The sequence below is a fragment of the [Mycobacterium] fortunisiensis genome, assembly GCF_019050325.1.
GTDB lineage: Bacteria > Actinomycetota > Actinomycetes > Mycobacteriales > Mycobacteriaceae > Mycobacterium > Mycobacterium fortunisiensis.
Window position 1 is genome coordinate 116,247 of the sequence record NZ_VOMB01000019.1, and the last position, 16,990, is coordinate 133,236.

The following is a 16,990-nucleotide window of genomic DNA, read 5'->3' on the forward strand; positions in this document are numbered from 1 at the left end:
ACTCCCCCACGGTACCCACCCGGCCAGATCGGGCCGTTTGGGCCGGGCCCGATAAGTTTGACCGGTGTACAAGTGGGCGTTGTTGATCGCGGCCGTCGCCGCCGAGGTCACCGCCACGCTGTCGCTGCGCGCATCGCAGGACCACGCCGGCTGGCTGGCGTTGGTGGTGGCCGGCTATCTCGCGGCGTTCGCGTTGCTGACGCTGGTGCTGCGCGCGGGTCTGCCGGTGGGCGTCGCCTACGGCATCTGGGGTGCGCTCGGTACCGCGGCCACGGCGGTGCTGGCCGCGCTGGTTTTCGGAGATCCGTTCACCTGGCCCATCGTCGCCGGCATCGGCCTGATCATCGCGGGCGTATTGCTGGTCGAACTCGGATCGCACCCGCGCCGGGCCGAATCGTGATGTGGCTGGCCCTGACCGGGGCGATCGTGGTCGAAGTGTTCGCCACGCTCGCGCTGCGCGCATCCGACGGCCTGCGCCGCAAGGTCTGGCTCGGCCCGGTGGTAGCGGGGTACGTGGCGTCCTTCTATCTGCTGTGGCTGGCCCTGTCGTGTGGCGTGCCCGTCGGCATCGCCTACGGCATCTGGACGGCGTGCGGGGTCGCGCTGGTCGCCGTCCTGGCCCGGTTCCTGTTCCGGGAGCCGCTGACCCCGGTGATGATGCTGGGCATCGCGCTCATCGCGTCAGGTGTGTTCACGATCGAGCTCGCGGGCGTCACGCACTGACTCCGGCCGCCCGGGCAGCGCCCCGGCCAGCAGGACGGCCACGATTCCGGCCACGGGCACGGCCAGCAGGCCGGTCCGCAACCCGGCGGCATCGGCGACGAGCCCGACCAGCAGTGGCGCACCGAAGAAGCCGACCCGCATGAGCCAGGTGACCGCGGTCAACCCGGTCCCGGGCCGCAGCCCCGGCAATTGGTCGGCGCCGTGCATCGCGGCCGGCACCAGCGTGGCCACCCCGAGACCGGCCAACGCGAAGCCGCCGATCGTGGTGGCCAGGGTCGGATATGCCAGGGCCGCGCCCATCCCGGCGGCGGCGATCATGCCGCCGGTCCGGGCCACGGCGGCCTCGCCGAACCGGTCGACCAGCCGGTCGCCGGTCAGCCTGCCCACGAACATGAAGCCGACGAGGGCGATGTAGCCGAACACCGCCACCGCCGGTGGCGCGTGCAGGCCGTCGCGCAGGTACAGGGTGGCCCAGGAGCTTCCAGCGTCTTCGACCGTGGCGCCGGCGATGGCGATCAGCACGAGCGCCAACAGGATCAGATATACCCGCGGTCCGGCCCGCGTCCCCGGCGCGGTGTGCGCTGCCGGGTGGTCCTCGTGGTCGGGCCCATCCAGCAGGTACCGGTAGGCGGCCAGGGCCACCGCGCTCAGTGCCACGGCGATCACCGAAAGGTGCACGGCGCGCGGGATTCCCAGCGCGATCGCCCCGGCGCCGGTGAGCCCGCCGAGGATCGCCCCGCCCGCCCACACCGCGTGCAGCGAGTTGATGATCGACCGGCCGTGTGCGCGTTGCACCCGCAGCCCGTGCGCGTTCTGGGCGACGTCGACCACCGCGTCACAGGCGCCGGCCGCGAACAGCGCGGCGGCGAACAGCACCGGCGTATTCGCCAGTCCGGCGGCGACGACGAACGCTGCCAGCGCCACGGTGCCGATCACCGCGACCCGCGCGCTCCGGAAACGCCGGATCAGGGTTGCCGCGGTCAGTCCGGCGACCAGGGCGCCCCCGGAGAACGAGGCGACGGCCGCGCCGTACACCGCATTGCTCAGGTGTAGATCGGTTTTGATCTCCGGATAGCGCGGCAGCAGGTTGGCGAAGATCGCCCCGTTGGTCAGGAACAGCGCGCCGACGGCGATGCGGGCCCGGCGCAGTGCGGCGGCGCCGCATTGTTCCGAGACCGAACTGGATGCCACCGAGGCGACACTACTGCGGTCCGGGGACGCTAGCCGACCTCCGCCACCAACCGTTCGCTGACCTGCCACAGGTCGGTGGCCCTGGCCTCGTCGTACGAATCGCGCGAGGACCGAATCCGGCGGGTGCCCTCGAAGTACGTCCCGGTGATGCCCTCGAGGGCGGGGTCGGCGACGAGCGCGGCAAGGTTGGCGCCCGAACGCCTGGTGCTGTTCACATTGGGCAGCATCCGCAGCGCCGGCATGAGCAGGCGCCAGGCCAGCCGCTGGACGCCCCCGTAGTCCCTGGCCAGCCCCGACCCCGGCATCAGGCCCGGGTCGAATGCGTTGACCGTGATTCCGCGGGCCCCGTGCCCCAGGCGCCGGTCCAACTCGTAGCTGAAGAGCATGTTGCAGAGCTTGGAAGTGCTGTAGCGCCGCCGACCTTCTTCGCCCGTCAGGCCGCCCGCCGGGGGGCGCAGCAGTTCCTCGGGCGAATTGTATTGCGGTGCAGGCATACCCGTGAACTTGTCCGGATCATGAGTGCCGCTGCTGACCACCACGATCCGCGCCGGGACCGTCAACGCGTCGAGCAGCTGCCGCACCAGGGCGAAATGACCGAGATGGTTGACCCCCCACGTCATCTCGTAGCCGTCCGCCGTGGTCTGCGCGCCCGTGACGAGTTGCAGCCCGGCGTTGCACACCAACCCGGTCACCGGCGGAACGTCCAATCCCGGCACCGTGTCGGCGAAGTCGCGCACCGACCGCAGCGAGGCCAGGTCGAGTTCACCCACCGTGATGCGTCCGGGATGGCCGAGCCGCGCCGCCGCGGCCGCGCCCCGCTCGATGTCGCGTACCGCCAGCAGCACATGCCGGTCCGGGTCGGATTCCAACAGTGCACGCGCACATTCGAATCCCAGCCCGGTGTTCGCACCGGTGATGATCGCGGTGGTAACGGTCACTTTTCCGCCAGGAGAATCGGGATGAGAGCGGTGACGGCCTGCCACAGCCGTCGGTACATGCGCGCCACGTCGGCACTGTCGGGCTCGAGGTGGCCGGCGAAGAACACGCCGTCGGATTGGGCGACGGCGAACGCGGTGAGTTCAGCCACCACCTGCCCGGCACGGCGTGGTGGCACGCCGGCGGGCAGCTGGCCGCGCACGGCGGCAGAGAACCGGGAGATCGCGGTGTCTCGCACGCGACGCACCACCGCTGTCACGGTCGGATCGTCGCCGCGTTCCAGTGACAGCAGGTACAGGATGCGCAGGAACTCGGGGCGCTGCGACTGCAGGTCCGCGAGCACCGCCAGTTGCTCATCGATGCTCGCGCCGCTCGGAATGGCCGCGAAGAAGCGGTCGGCCCCGCGCTCCATCACCGCGGCCAGGACACCGTCCTTGGACCCGAAATGCCAGTAGATCGAGCTGGCCGGTAGACCGCAGGCCGTGCGGATGTCGCTGATCGAGGTGGCGGCGTAGCCGCGGGTGGCCATCAGCCGCTCGGTGGCGTCGAGGATCTGTTCCCGTGAACCCGCGCCCTGCTGTTGTCGCCTCGTGGATGCAGTGGTCATGTGAACCCTGTCTGTAAGGATCGTTACAGACAGGGTAGCAGCGCTTGCGAACGCCTCGCCAACGGCGCGCGATCGCGTTCTGGGCACCAAGATTGATCTCATGACCCCACCGTCATCGGCCCTACTGGAGTTGGCCCACCGCTACGGCGTGGCCGCCGAGTTCGACGACTGGACCGGCCGGCGCACCGCGGTGGTCGAGTCGACGCTGGTGGCCGTACTGGAAGCGCTCGGCGTGCCGGCCGGCACCGAGCAAGAGCGGACCGCCGCCCTGGCCGCCCACGACCGGCAGTACTGGCAACGCTGCCTGCCGCCGATCGTGCTGGGCCGGGCGACGGTGGCGTCGAGCTTCTGGGTGCACGTCACTCACGGGGATCCGGTCGAGCTGACACTGTTCCTGGAGGACGGCACCGAACGCAGCGGCCTGCGGCAACTGGAGAACAACCGGCCCCCGTTCGATCTCGGGGACCGCCTGGTCGGTGAGGCCACGTTCGAGTTGCCGGCCGATCTCCCGCTGGGCTACCACCGGCTGCGGTTGCGGGTGGGCGAGTTCCAGGCGCAGACCGCGGTGGTGATCTCCCCCGCCGCAGTGGCGTTACCGTCTCGGCTCGACCGAGGGCGAGCCTGGGGCCTGGCCGTCCAGCTGTACAGTGTGCGCTCGCAAAATTCTTGGGGCACAGGCGATCTCACCGACCTTGCCGATCTGGCGGTGTGGTCGGCGAGTGCGCACGGCGCGGGGTTCATCCTCGTCAATCCGCTGCACGCCGCCGCGCCCACGGCCCCGATGGAGCCGTCGCCGTATCTGCCCACGTCACGCCGATTCGGCAATCCGCTCTACCTGCGGGTGGAGGCGATCCCCGAATTCGCCGCCGTGCGCCACCGCGGGCACATCCGCAGGTTGCGCGCCGCGGTCAACCGCCGCGCCGATCAGCATCCGACCATCGACCGCGACGACGCCTGGCAGGCCAAGCGCAGCGCGTTGGAGCAGGTGTACCGGGTGCACCGGTCGGCCGGTCGGGAGTTGGCCTACCAGGCCTACCGGCACCGCCACGGGCGCAGCCTGGAGGACTTCGCGATCTGGTGTGCGTTGGCCGAGCAGCACGGCTCCGACTGGCATGCCTGGCCACCCGGCCTGCAGCATCCGCGGAGCCCCCAGGTCGCCGCGTTCGCCGCGGCCCATCCGCAGGCCGTCGACTTCCATCGCTGGTTGCAGTGGCTGCTCGACGACCAACTGGCCGCGGCTCAGACCACCGCCCGGCAGGCCGGGATGGAGCTGGGCATCATCGGTGACCTGGCGGTCGGGGTCGACCCGGACGGTGCCGACGCCTGGGCGCTGCAGGACGTGCTGGCTCTCGGGGTGACGGCGGGGGCCCCGCCCGACGAGTTCAACCAGCTCGGCCAGGACTGGTCGCAGCCGCCGTGGCGGCCCGACCGGCTCGCCGAGCAGGCCTACGCACCGTTCCGCGACCTGGTCACCATGGCGCTGCGGCACGCCGGCGGACTGCGCATCGACCACATCATCGGGATGTTCCGGTTGTGGTGGATCCCGCGCGGCGCCGCCCCGACCGCGGGTACCTATGTGCGGTACGACCACGAGGCGATGATCGGCATCATCGCCCTGGAAGCACATCGGGCCGGTGCTGTCGTCGTCGGTGAGGACTTGGGCACCGTCGAGCCGTGGGTGCGCGACTATCTCCACGACCGCGGGTTGTTCGGCACCTCGATCCTGTGGTTCGAATCCGACGGGTCGGGCGGGCCGCTGCCGGCCGAACGCTGGCGGGAGTACTGCCTGTCCTCGGTAACCACCCACGATCTGCCGCCGACGCCGGGGTATCTGTCCGGGGAGCACGTGCGGTTGCGCGACGAACTCGGGTTGCTCACCCGCCCGCCCGCCGAGGAGCTGGCCGCCGACCGGGCCGCTCAGGCGGCGTGGCTGGACGAACTGCGCCGGGTCGGCCTGCTGGGCGCCGATCCTGACACCGATCAGATCGTGACGGCGCTGTACCGGTATCTCGGCCGTACCCCGTCACGGTTGCTGGCGCTGTCGCTTGCCGATGCGGTGGGTGACCGACGCACCCAGAACCAGCCCGGGACCACCGACGAGTATCCGAACTGGCGGATTCCGCTGGCCGGTCCGGACGGCCGGCGGCTGCTGGTCGAGGACGTGTTCGTCGATCCGCGGGCGGCGGCGCTGGGCGACACGATGGCGGCGGTCACCGGCCCCGCGGATCGGTCCGACGGGTAACGCGGCGGGCCTCTGCTGCGGTTTCACATTCAGCACCGCTGCGATATCTTCGCAACGCACCCGACTGACGGAGTCCACACGTGAAGAAGCTTGTTGCGCTCGGTGGCGGTCTGCTCGCCACCGCCGGTTCGATTGCCCTGTTCGCCGCGGGCCCGGCCACCTCGCAGCCGACCTCGACGTCGGTCAACGTGGTGGGCGAGCCCTACCTGAAGGCCTTGGCGATCTTGAAGAGCCAGGGTGTCAAGGCGACGTTCGGCGGCTCGTTCGGCAGCGCCCTGCCGCAGGCCGAGTGCCTGGTCGACTCCCAGAAGGTCAACTCCAGCGGCAAGATGATCCTGATGCTCGACTGCAGTGAAGCCGCTGCCGAGCAGTCCGCCGATTCGGCCGTGCCGGGCGGCCCGCGGGTGGGCAGCAACGGCGTGACCACCGTGACGCCCACCCCGGTGGTGCCGATCGCCGGCGCGCCGGGCGCCGGTACCCCGCCGCCGGCCTGACCCGGTACCGCCGTTCCCAGGTAAATCCGTACACTACAGAGAGTTCACTCATCCCCAGGGAGGCTCTCGATGCTGCGTCCGACGCGATTCGACAACGAGATCGACCCGGGCCCGGTCCAGATCCAGGCCCGCAAGGTGCACTTCGATCTCGACGACATCCCACTGCACTGGATCCCCGGCCACCCGGTGGCCTCGACCATGGTCAACCTGTTCAACGTGGTGCTGCCGATGGCCGAACACTGGTTCGTCGCGACGTTCAACGAAGCGCTGCCATATGTGCGCGATCCCAAGCTCGCCGACGACATGCGGGGCTTCATCGGCCAGGAGGCCACCCACGCCGAGACCCACGATCGGGTGCTCGCGGAGTTCCTGACCGCCCACAACGTGGACTACCAACCGCTGCTGACCGCGGTGGAGCACGTGTTCACCCGGATGCTGGCGCCGACCACCTCCACCCACCCGCGTCGCCGGCTGGCCAACCTGTGTGACCGGCTCTGGCTGATCGCGGCCATCGAGCACTACACCGCGGTGCTGGGCGATTTCGTGCTGAACTGCACCTGGGAGGACTACGACGCCGATCCGACGATGACCGACCTGTTCCGCTGGCACGGCAGCGAGGAGGTCGAGCACCGCAGCGTCGCCCACGATGTCGCGGTGTACTTCCAGGACAGCTACATCAGCCGGGTGCGGGCCATGTCGATCGCCGCGTCCGCGGTGTACCTGTTCTTCCAGCGCGGGTGCTGGGCGATGGTCAAGAGCGACCCGAGCCTGGACATCGGCTGGTGGCAGATGAACCGGATGCGCATCCGCGATTCCAGGCTCGGGCTGCTGCCCAAGTTCTCCCGGATGTTCGGCACCAACACCCTGACCTACTGCCGGCCGAACTTCTCGCCCGAAGAGATGGGGTCCACGGCCCAGGCGGTCGCCTATCTGGCCAGCTCTCCCGCCGCCCGGGCCGCGCACCTGTGACCCGCTCAGCCATGCCGGCGCTGTCACTGACATCCCGCTACCGTCGGCTGCCGCCGAGCCTGTCGGGCCGGTTCAAGCACGATCCGATGCTCGGCCTGGCCGAGGTCGCGATTTCCACGATGTGGGGGGTGAGCCGCCTGGTGCGGCGGCCCAGCCCACCGCCCGAGCTGGACCGCACGATCATGCTGACCGTGACGGGCCGCCACGTGGTGGCCCACGATCAGGACGTCATCGCCCTGACCCTGGCCGCCGCGGACGGCGGCGCGCTGCCGCGGTGGCACCCCGGGGCGCACATCGACCTGCACCTGGCCAGCGGCCGGATCCGCCAGTACTCGTTGTGCGGCGACCCGGCCGTCACCGATAGCTATCGAATTGCGGTGCGGCGCATACCCGATGGCGGCGGTGGCTCCGCCGAGGTGCACGACACCCTGCAGATCGGCAGCCGGGTCGGCACCCACGGTCCACGCAACGCCTTCGCCCTCACCGTGCCCGGATACGGCTCGCCGGCCCAGCGGTTCCGTTTCATCGCCGGCGGGATCGGCATCACCCCGATCCTGCCGATGCTCGGCCTGGCCGAGCGGCTGGGGGTCGACTGGTCGATGGTGTACGCCGGGCGCAGTCGTGACAGCCTGCCGTTCCTCGACGAGCTCAACCGGTTCGGCGACCGGATCGAGGTCCGCACCGACGATGTGCACGGCCTGCCCAGTGCCGAGGACCTGCTCGGCGGCTGTCCCGACGGCACCACGGTGTACGCCTGCGGCCCGGCTCCGATGCTGACCGGCGTCCGGGCCGCGCTCGCCGGTCGTGACGATGTGGAGCTGCACTTCGAGCGGTTCGCGGCACCGCCGGTGATCGACGGTGCCGAATTCGCCGTGACGATCGCGTCCACCGGCGAAACGGTGTCGGTCAACGCCGACGAGACCCTGCTGGCTGCGCTGACCCGGGCCGGGGTGGCTGCTCCCTACTCGTGCCGGCAGGGGTTCTGCGGCACCTGCCGGGTGCGCGCGACAGACGGGGCGGTGCAGCACCGCGACACCCTGCTCACCGATCCCGAGCGCGCAGCCGGGTATCTGCTGACCTGTGTGTCACGCGCGGAGGCCGGTCAGCGGTTGACGCTGGACCTCTGATCCGTCAGGCGCCGGCCGGGTTCCCCTCGCCGTAGCCGCTCAGCTCCGGGGCGGCCATCAACTGGTCGAGCAGCGGACGCTGCCCCGGCAGCAGCTTGTCGCGTGCCGCTGCCACGGAAAACCATGCCACCCGGTCGATTTCGGGAAATTCGACGAGTCGACCGGACCCTCTGGGCAGCTCCACCATGAACGTGTTGCTGGTGGCGGTGGCCGGATCGAAATCCCCGTGCACCGCGAACACGGTGACCACCTTGCCGCCGGCCTGCCGGACCGGCGCGAGGTCGATCCGCGGGCCGGCCGGCGGTGGCGATCCGAGTTCTTCGGCGAACTCACGCTGCGCCGCCGGCCAGGGGTCCTCGCCCACGGCGTACTCCCCTTTCGGCACCGACCAGGCCCCGGCGTCCTTGCGGGCCCAGAACGGCCCACCCGGGTGGGCGATCAGTACCTCCACGTCGGTTCCGGCAAAGCGGTAGAGCAGTACCCCGGCACTCAGTTTGGCCACGGGTGGCAGGCTACGCGGCGGCCCGGCCGCGATCCCGGTTCGGACCCCTACCCGAGTTGCTGCGCGTGACGTCCAGCGGTTCGGTGAATGTGACGCAGCCCTCGTCAAACATTTTCGTGCAGCCGGAATTTAATGTGTGAACAGCCGGTTAATCGTTAAGTAACACTTAGATGAACTAGCGACGGCGCCCCCCGACATCCGCTGCCGGGAGCGCCGTCTGCGGCATAACAGAATCAGGAAAGAAGGCACCAAAGATGATGAAGCTTGGATTTGCCACAGCATTGGTCGGAGCAGCAGCTGCAGCGGTGATCGGGCTGGCCACGCCCGCTCAAGCCGCGCCGAGCGGACCGGGCAACGCCCAGGAGACCATCAGCGAACTACAGGCACAGGGTTACAAGGTCGTGGTGAACCACATCGGTTCCACCCCGCTGGACAAGGCCTCGGTGGTGGCGGTACGCCCCGGGCAGACGTTCACCCGGACCGATTCCGGCAACCCCGGTGACAGCTTCGAGACCCAGGTTGTCGCCAAGACCGTTTACGTAGACGTGAAGTAAGTCTGAATTTCGACGAAACCTCAACGAGGGGCGCCCTTTTCGGGGGCCCCTTCGTTGTGTCCGGGCGCCGTGGCCGGGCCGGCCGGCACTAGAGTCGCCGGAGTGCGACGTTTCACCCGGTATGTCGCCCTCGGCGACAGCCAGACCGAGGGACTGTGGGATGGCGACGACACCGCCGGCCTGACGGGTTTCGCCGACCGGCTCGCGGCCCGCCTCGACGGGCTGCACCCCGGTTTGAGCTACGCCAACCTGGCCGTGCGCGGCCACCGCATCGGCGATGTACTGACCACCCAGCTGCCCACCGCCCTGGCGATGTACCCCGACCTGGTGACCGTGTGCATCGGCATGAACGATGTGACCCGGCCCGGGCGTTCCTTCGATCGCGCGCTGCGTGACCTCGACACCGTCTACCGAGCGCTGGCGGCATCCGGTGCCACCGTCGTCACCACGACGTTCCCCGACATCACCCGGATCCTGCCGGTGGGCCGGCTGCTGGGCAGACGGGTGGTCGAGATCAACTCCACGATCAGCACCGCTGCCGACCGATACGGATTTCGCCTGGTCGACCTGTACTCGGCCGCATCGATGTGCGAGCCGCAGACCTGGAGTGCCGATCGGGTGCACGGTTCGGCCCGGGGCCACGAACTGTTCGCGGCCGCGGCGGCCGAAGCTCTCGAATTGCCGGGCAGCGATCATGCCTGGACGCTCGCCGGGCACCGATCCGAGGCCCAGTCGTTTCGGTCCCGGGCCCACTCACAGCTCTTGTGGACTCGGCACATGTTGATGCCGTGGCTGTGGCGGCACCTGCGCGGCCGGGACGCCGGCGCCGGCCGTGCCCCGCGGCGACCGGTACTGACGCCACTGAGCGGCTAAAGCGTGTCAGATACCGGTCCAGGCCGAATCAAGCTCCTTGGCGACGTCGATCACCTTGGCCTGTTCGGCCCCGGGGCTGTCGATCTCACCGGCCACGTGTGCGGCGATGAACCGTTTGATCTCGGCGTCGACACCGGCCAGGATGCGCAGCACCTCGCCGCGGAGCGACTTGGAGGTGACGTGGATCGAGATGTCGGCCGGCCGCGGCTTCTTGACATCGAGGATCAACAGCAGGGGTTCGGCGGCCAAAGCCGAGGCGCGCAAGGCGATTTCGCCGAACACCAGGAACTTGGGCCGGTCGATGCGCAGGTCGATCATCAATTCGATCTCCAGCGGTATCCGGATGGAGAACGTGATGGTGTCGCCGACGATGCGGCTGACCCGGGGCTTTTGGATCTTCACCCGCGCGGTGACCTTGGCAATCTTGCCCGGCCCCTGGGCGATGGGCCCGAGTTCGAACGCGTCACCGGCGATGGACCCGATGGCGTCACCGACCCGGTCCTCGGAGACGGCCACCTCGAAGAACCGGCGGCCGAATTCCTCGTAGGTGATGTAAGCGTGGTCAGCCATGATCCTTCTACGGTCTCATGACAGCGCCTGCAGCCGGCGCAGCCGGGCCGGTGGGACGGGTCACGTCGGTCACGGCGTGTCGGCGAAATACCGCAGGCGGGTGATCGCCAGCGGCCGGACGGTGACGTCGGCGATCACCACTGCCCGGCGGCCGTTCGTGTCCAGCCCGGCCACCAGCCCCGGGCCGGATGCGATCAGCTTGCGCCAGGTGCCGCCCGCGGTGTGTTCCACCAGCCCGGCGGTGCTGAGCGGCTCGGCGTCGCCCGAGCACACGGCGGTGTCGGTGCCGAGCCGTCGTTGCACCGCGACCACGTCGCCCGCGCACAGGTCATCGAGCAGGCCGGTGACCAGGCGCCGACCGGACTGCCCCGGGCCGGCCAGCCCCTTGGCAAACCCCAGCGCGCCCATCGGGCCCTGGTTGCGCAGCAGTGCCGCGGCCAGGCGCAGGCCCACCGGCAGGGCACCGGCGCCGGCTCGGGCGAACTGCCCGATCATCGACGGCAACTCCCAGTACGCCTGCAGTTCGGCGATCGCCGGTCCGGCCGGTCCGGGGGTGACCGCGTAGCGCAGATAGGCCGGAATGCGCATGGTGACCGATGGACTCATGGCGACCTCGAGCGCCAGGTCCCGGATCACGGTGGACCCGGCGACGATGTCGACGTCGCGGTGGAAGGTGATGTCGCGCGGGGCGATGAAGGTGTCGTAGAACCGCTCGATCTGGGCCGGTCCGCGGTGTGGACGCGACCCCACCGGGTCCTCGACACTTCCGCCGGCAGCGAACAATCCCACCCATCCCTGACGGTCGTGTGTCGCCGCTGCCTGCGGTGACAGCTCGACGGTGGCTAGCAGGTCGTCCCGTGTGAAGGCCATATGGTTCGTTTACCATTCCGCCCGCCGTCAGGTGCGCGCACACTGGTGTTTGGCACATGGGATGCCCACACGATCGAGGAGAGCGTCATGAGTGGCAGTGGACCGTTCGGGTTCGATCCCGAGGATTTAGACCGCGTCGCCCGCGAGGCTCTGGACGGGTTGGGCCGGTTCCTCAACAATCCCGGCCAAGGCGTCGGCTGGGCGGGCCTGCTCGACGAGGTGAGCAGATTCTCGCGCCCGCGGACCGAACCGGAGACCACCGGGGAGGCCGGTGACGGGGTGTGGGCGATCTACACCGTCGACGAGGCCGGCGGCGCCCACATCGAGCAGGTGTACCCCAACGAGCTCGAAGCCCTGCGGGCCAACGCCGGTAACACCGACCCCGGCCGCCGGGTGCGGTTCCTGCCGTACGGCATTGCGGTGAGCGTGCTCGACACCGATACCGGCGAGTAACAAACGGGCCCGAATGTCGACTGCCCGGCGCGGCGACCGGCTAGGCTCATGCCCCAAAGTCAATGAACTGGCCGGCGCGGCCGGCGATGCTGAGGGTGGAACATGATTCGCGAGTTCTTCGGTGCAACGGCGGTCGCGGCGGCGGCACTGGCAACAGCGCTCTCGGCGGCGCCGGGTGCGGTGGCCGACGACAACACCAACATGTATCCCGACAATCCGGGCCGCTACCCCACCGATGTCCCGGGCATGAGCTACGAGGCCTCCAATGGGGCGCCGTGCTACAGCTGGGAGCGCAACGTGTTCGGCCGCGGACCGGGCGGTACAGCGATGCAATGCCGGTGGATCCCCAACCAGTGGCCGCCGGTTTACACCGGCTTCTGGACGTACGCCTACCCGCTGCACGGAGTGCAGGAGATCGGCTCACCATGCCCGGGGCCGCAAGCCGCGGCGCAATCCCCCGACGGCCGGCCGATGCTGTGCCTCGGCGCGCAGGGGTGGCAGCCGGGTGTGCTGACCGGCGACGGCTTCTTTCCGTCCTGAGCCCCGGGTCACACATCCCCGGCCATACAGGCGAGTGATACGTGTATGGTCGTGGCGTGAAATTCGACCTGTCCACGGTGTTCTCGACGGTGGCCGCGGCCGTCGGCGATCAGACGTTCCTGGTGTGGCGGGACCGCCGGTTGAGCTACCGCGAGTTCGATGCCCGCGTCGACGGCTTCGCCCACTACCTGGTCTCGGCCGGTCTGGGTGTGCACACCGAGCGTGACAGCCTGGCCGGACACGAATCGGGCCAGGACCACCTCGGCATCTACCTGCGCAACGGCAACGAGTACCTCGAGTCGATGATCGGCAGCTACCGGGCCCGGGTGGCGCCGTTCAACGTCAGCTACCGGTATGTGGAGGAGGAACTCCTCTACCTGCTGACCGATTCGAATGCCCGCGCCGTGATCTACAACGCCGAGTTCGCCCCGCGGGTGGCCGCGATCCGCGACCGGTTGCCGAATCTGCAGGTGCTGATCCAGGTCGCCGACGAATCCGGCAACGACCTGCTGCCGGGCGCGGTGGACTACGACACCATCCTGAAAACCCCTGCGCCACAGGCCGGTATGCCCACCCCGTCCGGTGACGACCTGTACATCCTCTACACCGGCGGGACCACCGGCATGCCCAAGGGTGTGCTGTGGCGCCAGCACGACATCTTCCTGTCCTCGATGGGCGGCCGGCCGTTCGGCAGCGACACCTTCATCGGCTCCTACGACGAACTCGCCGAGCGGGCCGGGGCCGCCGGTGGCGGGTTGTCGATGTTGATGATTCCGCCGTTCATGCACGGTGCCGCGCAGTGGGCCGCCTACAACGCCGTCACCATGGGCGGAAAGCTCGTCATCCCTGACGACGTGGTCCGGATGCAGCCGGACAACGTGCTGCGGCTCGCCGAACGCGAACGGGTGCTGAGCATCCCGGTGGTCGGCGACGCGATCGCCCGGCCCCTGATCGACGAGATCGAGAAGGGTGATTACGACCTGTCCGGCCTGTTCACGATCAGCAACGGCGGCGCGCCGCTGTCGCCCACCGTGCGGGGCCGGATCCTGGCCGCCCTGCCGCACCTGACGCTGCTCGACGCGGTCGGCGCCTCGGAGTCCGGGGCCCAGATGAGCACCTATTCCACCGCAGGCGGCGAAACCGAGGCCGCGACCTTCAACGCCCAGTCCGACACCGCGGTGGTCGCCGAGGACCTGTCCCGGGTGCTCGGCCCCGGCGATGGCGGCGGCTGGCTGGCCCGCCGGGACCTGATCCCGCTGGGCTACCTGGGCGACGCGGCCAAGACCGCCCGCACCTTCCCCACCATCGACGGGGTGCGCTGGTCGGTTCCGGGTGACCGGGCGAATGTCTTGGCAGACGGTCGAATTCAGCTGCTGGGCCGGGATTCTGTCACCGTCAACTCCGGCGGCGAGAAGATCTTCGTCGAGGAGGTCGAGCGGGCCATCGCCGCGCATCCCGCCGTGTACGACGTGGTGGTGGTCGGCCGCCCGTCGGAGCGGTGGGGCAACGAGGTGGTGGCGGTGGTGCAGTTCGCCGAGGGCACCTCGGCCACCGACGAGGAGCTCGTGGCGGTGTGTCAGGGCTCGATCGCCCGCTACAAGATTCCCAAGGCCTTCATCCGGTCGCCGCAGATCGTGCGCTCCCCGGCGGGCAAGGCCGATTACCGCTGGGCGAAGTCGGTGGCCATCGAGCACGCCGAGGCGCTCTAGGTCCCTTGCGCGAGCGGAGAAGCGTTGGGCCTCAGTTCAGGCCGCAAACAGTTTCCCGATCGCGGCGAGCATCGTGGTGTGGGCGGCCACCGCCTGGCGCACGGTGACCGCCAGCAACGGCCTGGGCGCGGTGATGGTCAGGTCCTCGGTGATCCTGGTGCCGGTTGCCGACGGCGTGAAGTCCACCCGGCTGTCCAGCCGCACCTGCGGGAACTGCCGGGCCTGCGCCCTCACCGTCCCTTCGGCGGGCACGGTGAGCCGGGCCCGGTAGGTGATCGGAAGCAGCAACGGCCCCAATGGGATTCGGTCATGCACCCGGTAATCCTGCCGATACCCGTCGGCCAGCTCGACCCGGGAATCACTGCGCACCCACTGCACCAGCGGGTGCACCTGCGCGATGTTGTCCAGGTCGACGTAGAACGCCCGCACCCGCTCCGGCGGCGCCGGCACCTCACCACAGACGCTGCGTCGGGCCTGCCCGGTCCAGATGCTCACGACAGACATGCTCAGTCGACGACGAGGCGCAGCTTCTCCCAACCGCGCACCGTCGACGTCGGCGCCAGTTGCGCACTGTCGTAGTCGATCTCCCATTCCGGGAAGCGGTTGAGCAGTTCGTCGAGGGCGACCCGGCCCTCCAGCCGGGCCAGGTTGGCGCCCAGGCAGTAGTGCAGTCCCTTGCCGAAGGTGAGGTGGCTGCCATTGTCGCGGTGGATGTCGAAGGTGTCGGGGTCGCGGTAGCGGCGGGGGTCGCGGTTGGCCGCCCCGAACAGCAGCAGCATCGCGCTTCCGGCCGGCACCGTGGTGCCGTCGTACTCGAAATCGCGTGCCACCCAGCGGGCCACATGGGGTCCGGTGGGTTCGAAGCGCAGCGTCTCATCGACCGCGCGGGTCAGCAGCGACCGATCCCGTTCGATGTCACGACGCTGGTCGGGATGTTCGGCGAGCACTTTCGCCAGCCAGCCGATGAGCCGGCCAGTGGTCTCGTTGCCGGCGCCGGCCACCACCTGGGTGTAGTGCAGCACCTCTTTGCGGTTCAGCTTGCGGGTGACCCCGAACTCGTCGGTGAACTCGACGTTGAGCAGGGCCGTCATCAGGTCGTCGGAGGGATTGTCGGCCCGCCACTCGACGTAGTCGGCATAGATCCGGCCGTCGGCGATCCGGTCGGCCTGCACCACCTTCATCGGTGCGCCCGGTTTGGTGCGCAGGTTGGCGTCGTTGGCGTCACGCACCCCGATCTGCTCGGATTCCGGTATCCCGAGCAGCATTCCGATCACCCGCATCGGCATCATCGACGCCAGTTCGGCGATGATGTCGAATCCGCCCGATCCGACCAGCGGGTCCAGGCAGCGCACGCAGAACTGCCGGATCTGGTCCTCGATCTCGGCCATCCGCCGCGGCGTGAACACCCGCGACATCAACCCGCGCAGCAGGGTGTGCATGGGCGGGTCCTCGAACATCATCACGCCCGGCGGCATGTCGAAGTCCGATTTGACCAGTTCGAGGATGTCACTTCGGCTGTTGGAGAAGGTTTCCCAGTCCGACAGTGCCTTTTCGACGTCGGCGTGCCGCGACAGTGCCCAGAAGTCGTAGCGCTCGTTGTGGTAGAGCGGGGCTTCCTCACGCAACCGGGCGTAGACCGGATACGGATCGGCAACGATGCCGACGTCGTACGGGTCGTAATACACGCTCATTTCAGGCAACTGCCCGCGTCGACGGCAAGGGTGACCCCGGTGATGTAGCGGGCTTCGTCGGATGCCAGGAACAGGACCGCGTTGCTGATGTCCTCGGGCTCCACCCACGGGATCGGCAGCATGTGGAAGGTCTGGCAGATCGGCGCCAGGTCGTCGCGGCCCGGGTTCTCCAGGTCGGGCCGGAACATCCGGTAGGTCTTCTCGTTCATCAGCATCGGGCTGTTGACGTGCGTGGGGTGCACGGAGTTCACCCGGATCGAATGCGGCCCCAGTTCGACGGCGAAGCTGCGCATCAGCCCGACCACACCGTGTTTGGCCGCGACGTAATGCCCGGTGAACGGGTAGGCCTTGGTCCCGGCCACCGAGCTGGTCAGCACGATCGACCCACCGCGGCCACCGGTGAGAATATGGGGCACACCGGCTTTCACCGTCTTCCAGACACCGCTGAGGTTGACGTCGATCATCTCCTGCCAGAGGTCCTCGTCCATCCGGTCCAGCTTCACCCCGGTGGTGCCGATACCCGCGTTGGCGGCGATGATGTCGAGCCGGCCGAGCTGTTCGACTCCGCTGTCCACCGCGGTTTTGAGGGCGGCGAAATCACGCACGTCGACCTCGGCGGTGACGATGCGCCGGCCCAGGTTCTTGACCAGGTCGGCGGTTTCGGCCAGATCCTCGGCCGTGGCCCCCCGCGCCGGTGAACGGTCGAAGGTGGTACAGATGTCGACCGCGATGATGTCGGCCCCCTCGGCGGCCAGTCGTACCGCGTGGCTGCGTCCCTGCCCGCGGGCTGCCCCGGTGATCAGTGCGACCTTGCCCTCGACGCGTCCCGTCATCGCCCACCCTCATTACCTTCGGTGACCCGCCGTCACCACACTGCCGACTTTGGGCGATCGCCCAATAACTACACTCAGGCCATGTCTAGCAGCCGCCGGCGCGCAT

20 protein-coding genes are annotated in these 16,990 nt (G+C 69.1%); 11 read left to right on the forward strand and 9 right to left on the reverse strand.

The genetic code is table 11. From position 1 onward, the window contains the following. The first annotated feature begins 64 nt into the window (after nucleotides 1-64). Nucleotides 65-400: a DMT family transporter gene (locus FR943_RS15710; RefSeq protein WP_217158804.1), complete on the forward strand. Its 336-nt coding sequence runs from the start codon at nucleotides 65-67 to the stop codon at nucleotides 398-400. After that, nucleotides 400-723, forward strand: coding sequence for a DMT family transporter (locus FR943_RS15715; protein ID WP_217158806.1), 324 nt, complete (start codon nucleotides 400-402; stop codon nucleotides 721-723). The genes FR943_RS15710 and FR943_RS15715 overlap by 1 nt, the downstream gene beginning before the upstream one ends. Here FR943_RS15715 and FR943_RS15720 read toward each other — a convergent pair. The 3 genes from FR943_RS15720 to FR943_RS15730 are packed head-to-tail and all read right to left on the reverse strand — an operon-like array spanning nucleotide 682 to nucleotide 3,457. Beyond that, nucleotides 682-1,914: an MFS transporter gene (locus FR943_RS15720; RefSeq protein ID WP_217158808.1), complete on the reverse strand. Its 1,233-nt coding sequence runs from the start codon at nucleotides 1,912-1,914 to the stop codon at nucleotides 682-684. The two genes, FR943_RS15715 and FR943_RS15720, sit on opposite strands and share 42 nt — an antisense overlap. A gap of 29 nt (nucleotides 1,915-1,943) precedes the next feature. Beyond that, nucleotides 1,944-2,852, reverse strand: a complete 909-nt coding sequence (locus FR943_RS15725; protein WP_217158810.1) for an SDR family NAD(P)-dependent oxidoreductase — start codon at nucleotides 2,850-2,852, stop codon at nucleotides 1,944-1,946. Continuing rightward, nucleotides 2,849-3,457 (reverse strand): TetR/AcrR family transcriptional regulator, encoded by a 609-nt coding sequence (locus tag FR943_RS15730; RefSeq protein ID WP_217158812.1) that lies wholly within the window; start codon nucleotides 3,455-3,457, stop codon nucleotides 2,849-2,851. The genes FR943_RS15725 and FR943_RS15730 overlap by 4 nt, the downstream gene beginning before the upstream one ends. Nucleotides 3,458-3,557: 100 nt before the next feature. Here FR943_RS15730 and malQ point away from each other — a divergent pair, with 100 nt between their 5' ends. From malQ to FR943_RS15750, 4 genes are all read left to right on the forward strand, one after another. Then, complete coding sequence (gene malQ / locus FR943_RS15735; protein WP_217158814.1) at nucleotides 3,558-5,699, forward strand: 4-alpha-glucanotransferase; 2,142 nt, start codon at nucleotides 3,558-3,560, stop codon at nucleotides 5,697-5,699. Between the two features lie 80 nt (nucleotides 5,700-5,779). Continuing rightward, nucleotides 5,780-6,193 (forward strand): hypothetical protein, encoded by a 414-nt coding sequence (locus FR943_RS15740; protein ID WP_217158816.1) that lies wholly within the window; start codon nucleotides 5,780-5,782, stop codon nucleotides 6,191-6,193. Nucleotides 6,194-6,262: 69 nt separating this feature from the next. Further along, on the forward strand, nucleotides 6,263-7,162 hold the full coding sequence (locus FR943_RS15745) for a metal-dependent hydrolase (RefSeq protein ID WP_217158818.1): 900 nt from the start codon (nucleotides 6,263-6,265) through the stop codon (nucleotides 7,160-7,162). Between the two features lie 11 nt (nucleotides 7,163-7,173). Next, the gene (locus FR943_RS15750) at nucleotides 7,174-8,289 is read left to right on the forward strand and encodes a PDR/VanB family oxidoreductase (RefSeq protein WP_217158820.1); all 1,116 of its coding nucleotides are present in this window, start codon (nucleotides 7,174-7,176) and stop codon (nucleotides 8,287-8,289) included. A gap of 4 nt (nucleotides 8,290-8,293) precedes the next feature. On the opposite strand, the gene FR943_RS15755 is transcribed toward FR943_RS15750, so the two are convergent. Further along, nucleotides 8,294-8,791, reverse strand: coding sequence for an NUDIX hydrolase (locus FR943_RS15755; protein WP_217158822.1), 498 nt, complete (start codon nucleotides 8,789-8,791; stop codon nucleotides 8,294-8,296). A 254-nt stretch (nucleotides 8,792-9,045) separates the two neighbouring features. Between FR943_RS15755 and FR943_RS15760 the strand changes: the two genes are divergently transcribed. Together FR943_RS15760 and FR943_RS15765 are read left to right on the forward strand one after the other, a co-directional pair. Then, on the forward strand, nucleotides 9,046-9,345 hold the full coding sequence (locus tag FR943_RS15760; RefSeq protein WP_217158824.1) for a hypothetical protein: 300 nt from the start codon (nucleotides 9,046-9,048) through the stop codon (nucleotides 9,343-9,345). Nucleotides 9,346-9,447: 102 nt separating this feature from the next. Further along, nucleotides 9,448-10,218: an SGNH/GDSL hydrolase family protein gene (locus FR943_RS15765; RefSeq protein ID WP_217158826.1), complete on the forward strand. Its 771-nt coding sequence runs from the start codon at nucleotides 9,448-9,450 to the stop codon at nucleotides 10,216-10,218. 6 nt (nucleotides 10,219-10,224) lie between these two features. Here FR943_RS15765 and FR943_RS15770 read toward each other — a convergent pair whose 3' ends face one another. After that, nucleotides 10,225-10,788 carry a hypothetical protein gene (locus tag FR943_RS15770; RefSeq protein ID WP_217158828.1) on the reverse strand — a complete coding sequence of 188 codons (564 nt, stop codon included), beginning with the start codon at nucleotides 10,786-10,788 and terminating at the stop codon, nucleotides 10,225-10,227. Nucleotides 10,789-10,857: 69 nt separating this feature from the next. Beyond that, a complete protein-coding gene (locus tag FR943_RS15775; protein WP_217158830.1) occupies nucleotides 10,858-11,658 on the reverse strand; it encodes a ketosteroid isomerase family protein in 801 nt (266 codons plus the stop codon). A gap of 87 nt (nucleotides 11,659-11,745) precedes the next feature. Between FR943_RS15775 and FR943_RS15780 the strand changes: the two genes are divergently transcribed. The 3 genes from FR943_RS15780 (at nucleotide 11,746) to FR943_RS15790 (ending at nucleotide 14,360) form a co-directional block, all read left to right on the forward strand. Then, nucleotides 11,746-12,111, forward strand: a complete 366-nt coding sequence (locus FR943_RS15780; protein ID WP_217158832.1) for an Rv0313 family protein — start codon at nucleotides 11,746-11,748, stop codon at nucleotides 12,109-12,111. Nucleotides 12,112-12,213: 102 nt separating this feature from the next. Further along, nucleotides 12,214-12,651, forward strand: a complete 438-nt coding sequence (locus tag FR943_RS15785) for a hypothetical protein (RefSeq protein ID WP_217158834.1) — start codon at nucleotides 12,214-12,216, stop codon at nucleotides 12,649-12,651. Nucleotides 12,652-12,707: 56 nt separating this feature from the next. Next, nucleotides 12,708-14,360 carry an acyl-CoA synthetase gene (locus FR943_RS15790; RefSeq protein WP_308170570.1) on the forward strand — a complete coding sequence of 551 codons (1,653 nt, stop codon included), beginning with the start codon at nucleotides 12,708-12,710 and terminating at the stop codon, nucleotides 14,358-14,360. A 36-nt stretch (nucleotides 14,361-14,396) separates the two neighbouring features. Here FR943_RS15790 and FR943_RS15795 read toward each other — a convergent pair whose 3' ends face one another. The 3 genes from FR943_RS15795 to FR943_RS15805 are packed head-to-tail and all read right to left on the reverse strand — an operon-like array spanning nucleotide 14,397 to nucleotide 16,884. Beyond that, entirely contained in the window at nucleotides 14,397-14,855 is a 459-nt protein-coding gene (locus tag FR943_RS15795; RefSeq protein ID WP_308170571.1) for an SRPBCC family protein, read from the reverse strand. Nucleotides 14,856-14,866: 11 nt separating this feature from the next. Continuing rightward, on the reverse strand, nucleotides 14,867-16,051 hold the full coding sequence (locus FR943_RS15800) for a cytochrome P450 (protein WP_217158840.1): 1,185 nt from the start codon (nucleotides 16,049-16,051) through the stop codon (nucleotides 14,867-14,869). Then, complete coding sequence (locus FR943_RS15805; RefSeq protein WP_217158842.1) at nucleotides 16,048-16,884, reverse strand: mycofactocin-coupled SDR family oxidoreductase; 837 nt, start codon at nucleotides 16,882-16,884, stop codon at nucleotides 16,048-16,050. The genes FR943_RS15800 and FR943_RS15805 overlap by 4 nt, the downstream gene beginning before the upstream one ends. Nucleotides 16,885-16,990 lie beyond the last annotated feature (106 nt).

Coding starts and splice junctions, on each gene's coding strand:
- FR943_RS15715 (WP_217158806.1), top strand. CDS start 400: ATGTGGCTGGCCCTGACCGGGGCGATCGTGGTCGAAGTGTTCGCCACG.
- FR943_RS15730 (WP_217158812.1), bottom strand. CDS start 3,457: ATGACCACTGCATCCACGAGGCGACAACAGCAGGGCGCGGGTTCACGG.
- malQ (WP_217158814.1), top strand. CDS start 3,558: ATGACCCCACCGTCATCGGCCCTACTGGAGTTGGCCCACCGCTACGGC.
- FR943_RS15745 (WP_217158818.1), top strand. CDS start 6,263: ATGCTGCGTCCGACGCGATTCGACAACGAGATCGACCCGGGCCCGGTC.
- FR943_RS15750 (WP_217158820.1), top strand. CDS start 7,174: ATGCCGGCGCTGTCACTGACATCCCGCTACCGTCGGCTGCCGCCGAGC.
- FR943_RS15760 (WP_217158824.1), top strand. CDS start 9,046: ATGATGAAGCTTGGATTTGCCACAGCATTGGTCGGAGCAGCAGCTGCA.
- FR943_RS15770 (WP_217158828.1), bottom strand. CDS start 10,788: ATGGCTGACCACGCTTACATCACCTACGAGGAATTCGGCCGCCGGTTC.
- FR943_RS15775 (WP_217158830.1), bottom strand. CDS start 11,658: ATGGCCTTCACACGGGACGACCTGCTAGCCACCGTCGAGCTGTCACCG.
- FR943_RS15780 (WP_217158832.1), top strand. CDS start 11,746: ATGAGTGGCAGTGGACCGTTCGGGTTCGATCCCGAGGATTTAGACCGC.
- FR943_RS15785 (WP_217158834.1), top strand. CDS start 12,214: ATGATTCGCGAGTTCTTCGGTGCAACGGCGGTCGCGGCGGCGGCACTG.
- FR943_RS15800 (WP_217158840.1), bottom strand. CDS start 16,051: ATGAGCGTGTATTACGACCCGTACGACGTCGGCATCGTTGCCGATCCG.
- FR943_RS15805 (WP_217158842.1), bottom strand. CDS start 16,884: ATGACGGGACGCGTCGAGGGCAAGGTCGCACTGATCACCGGGGCAGCC.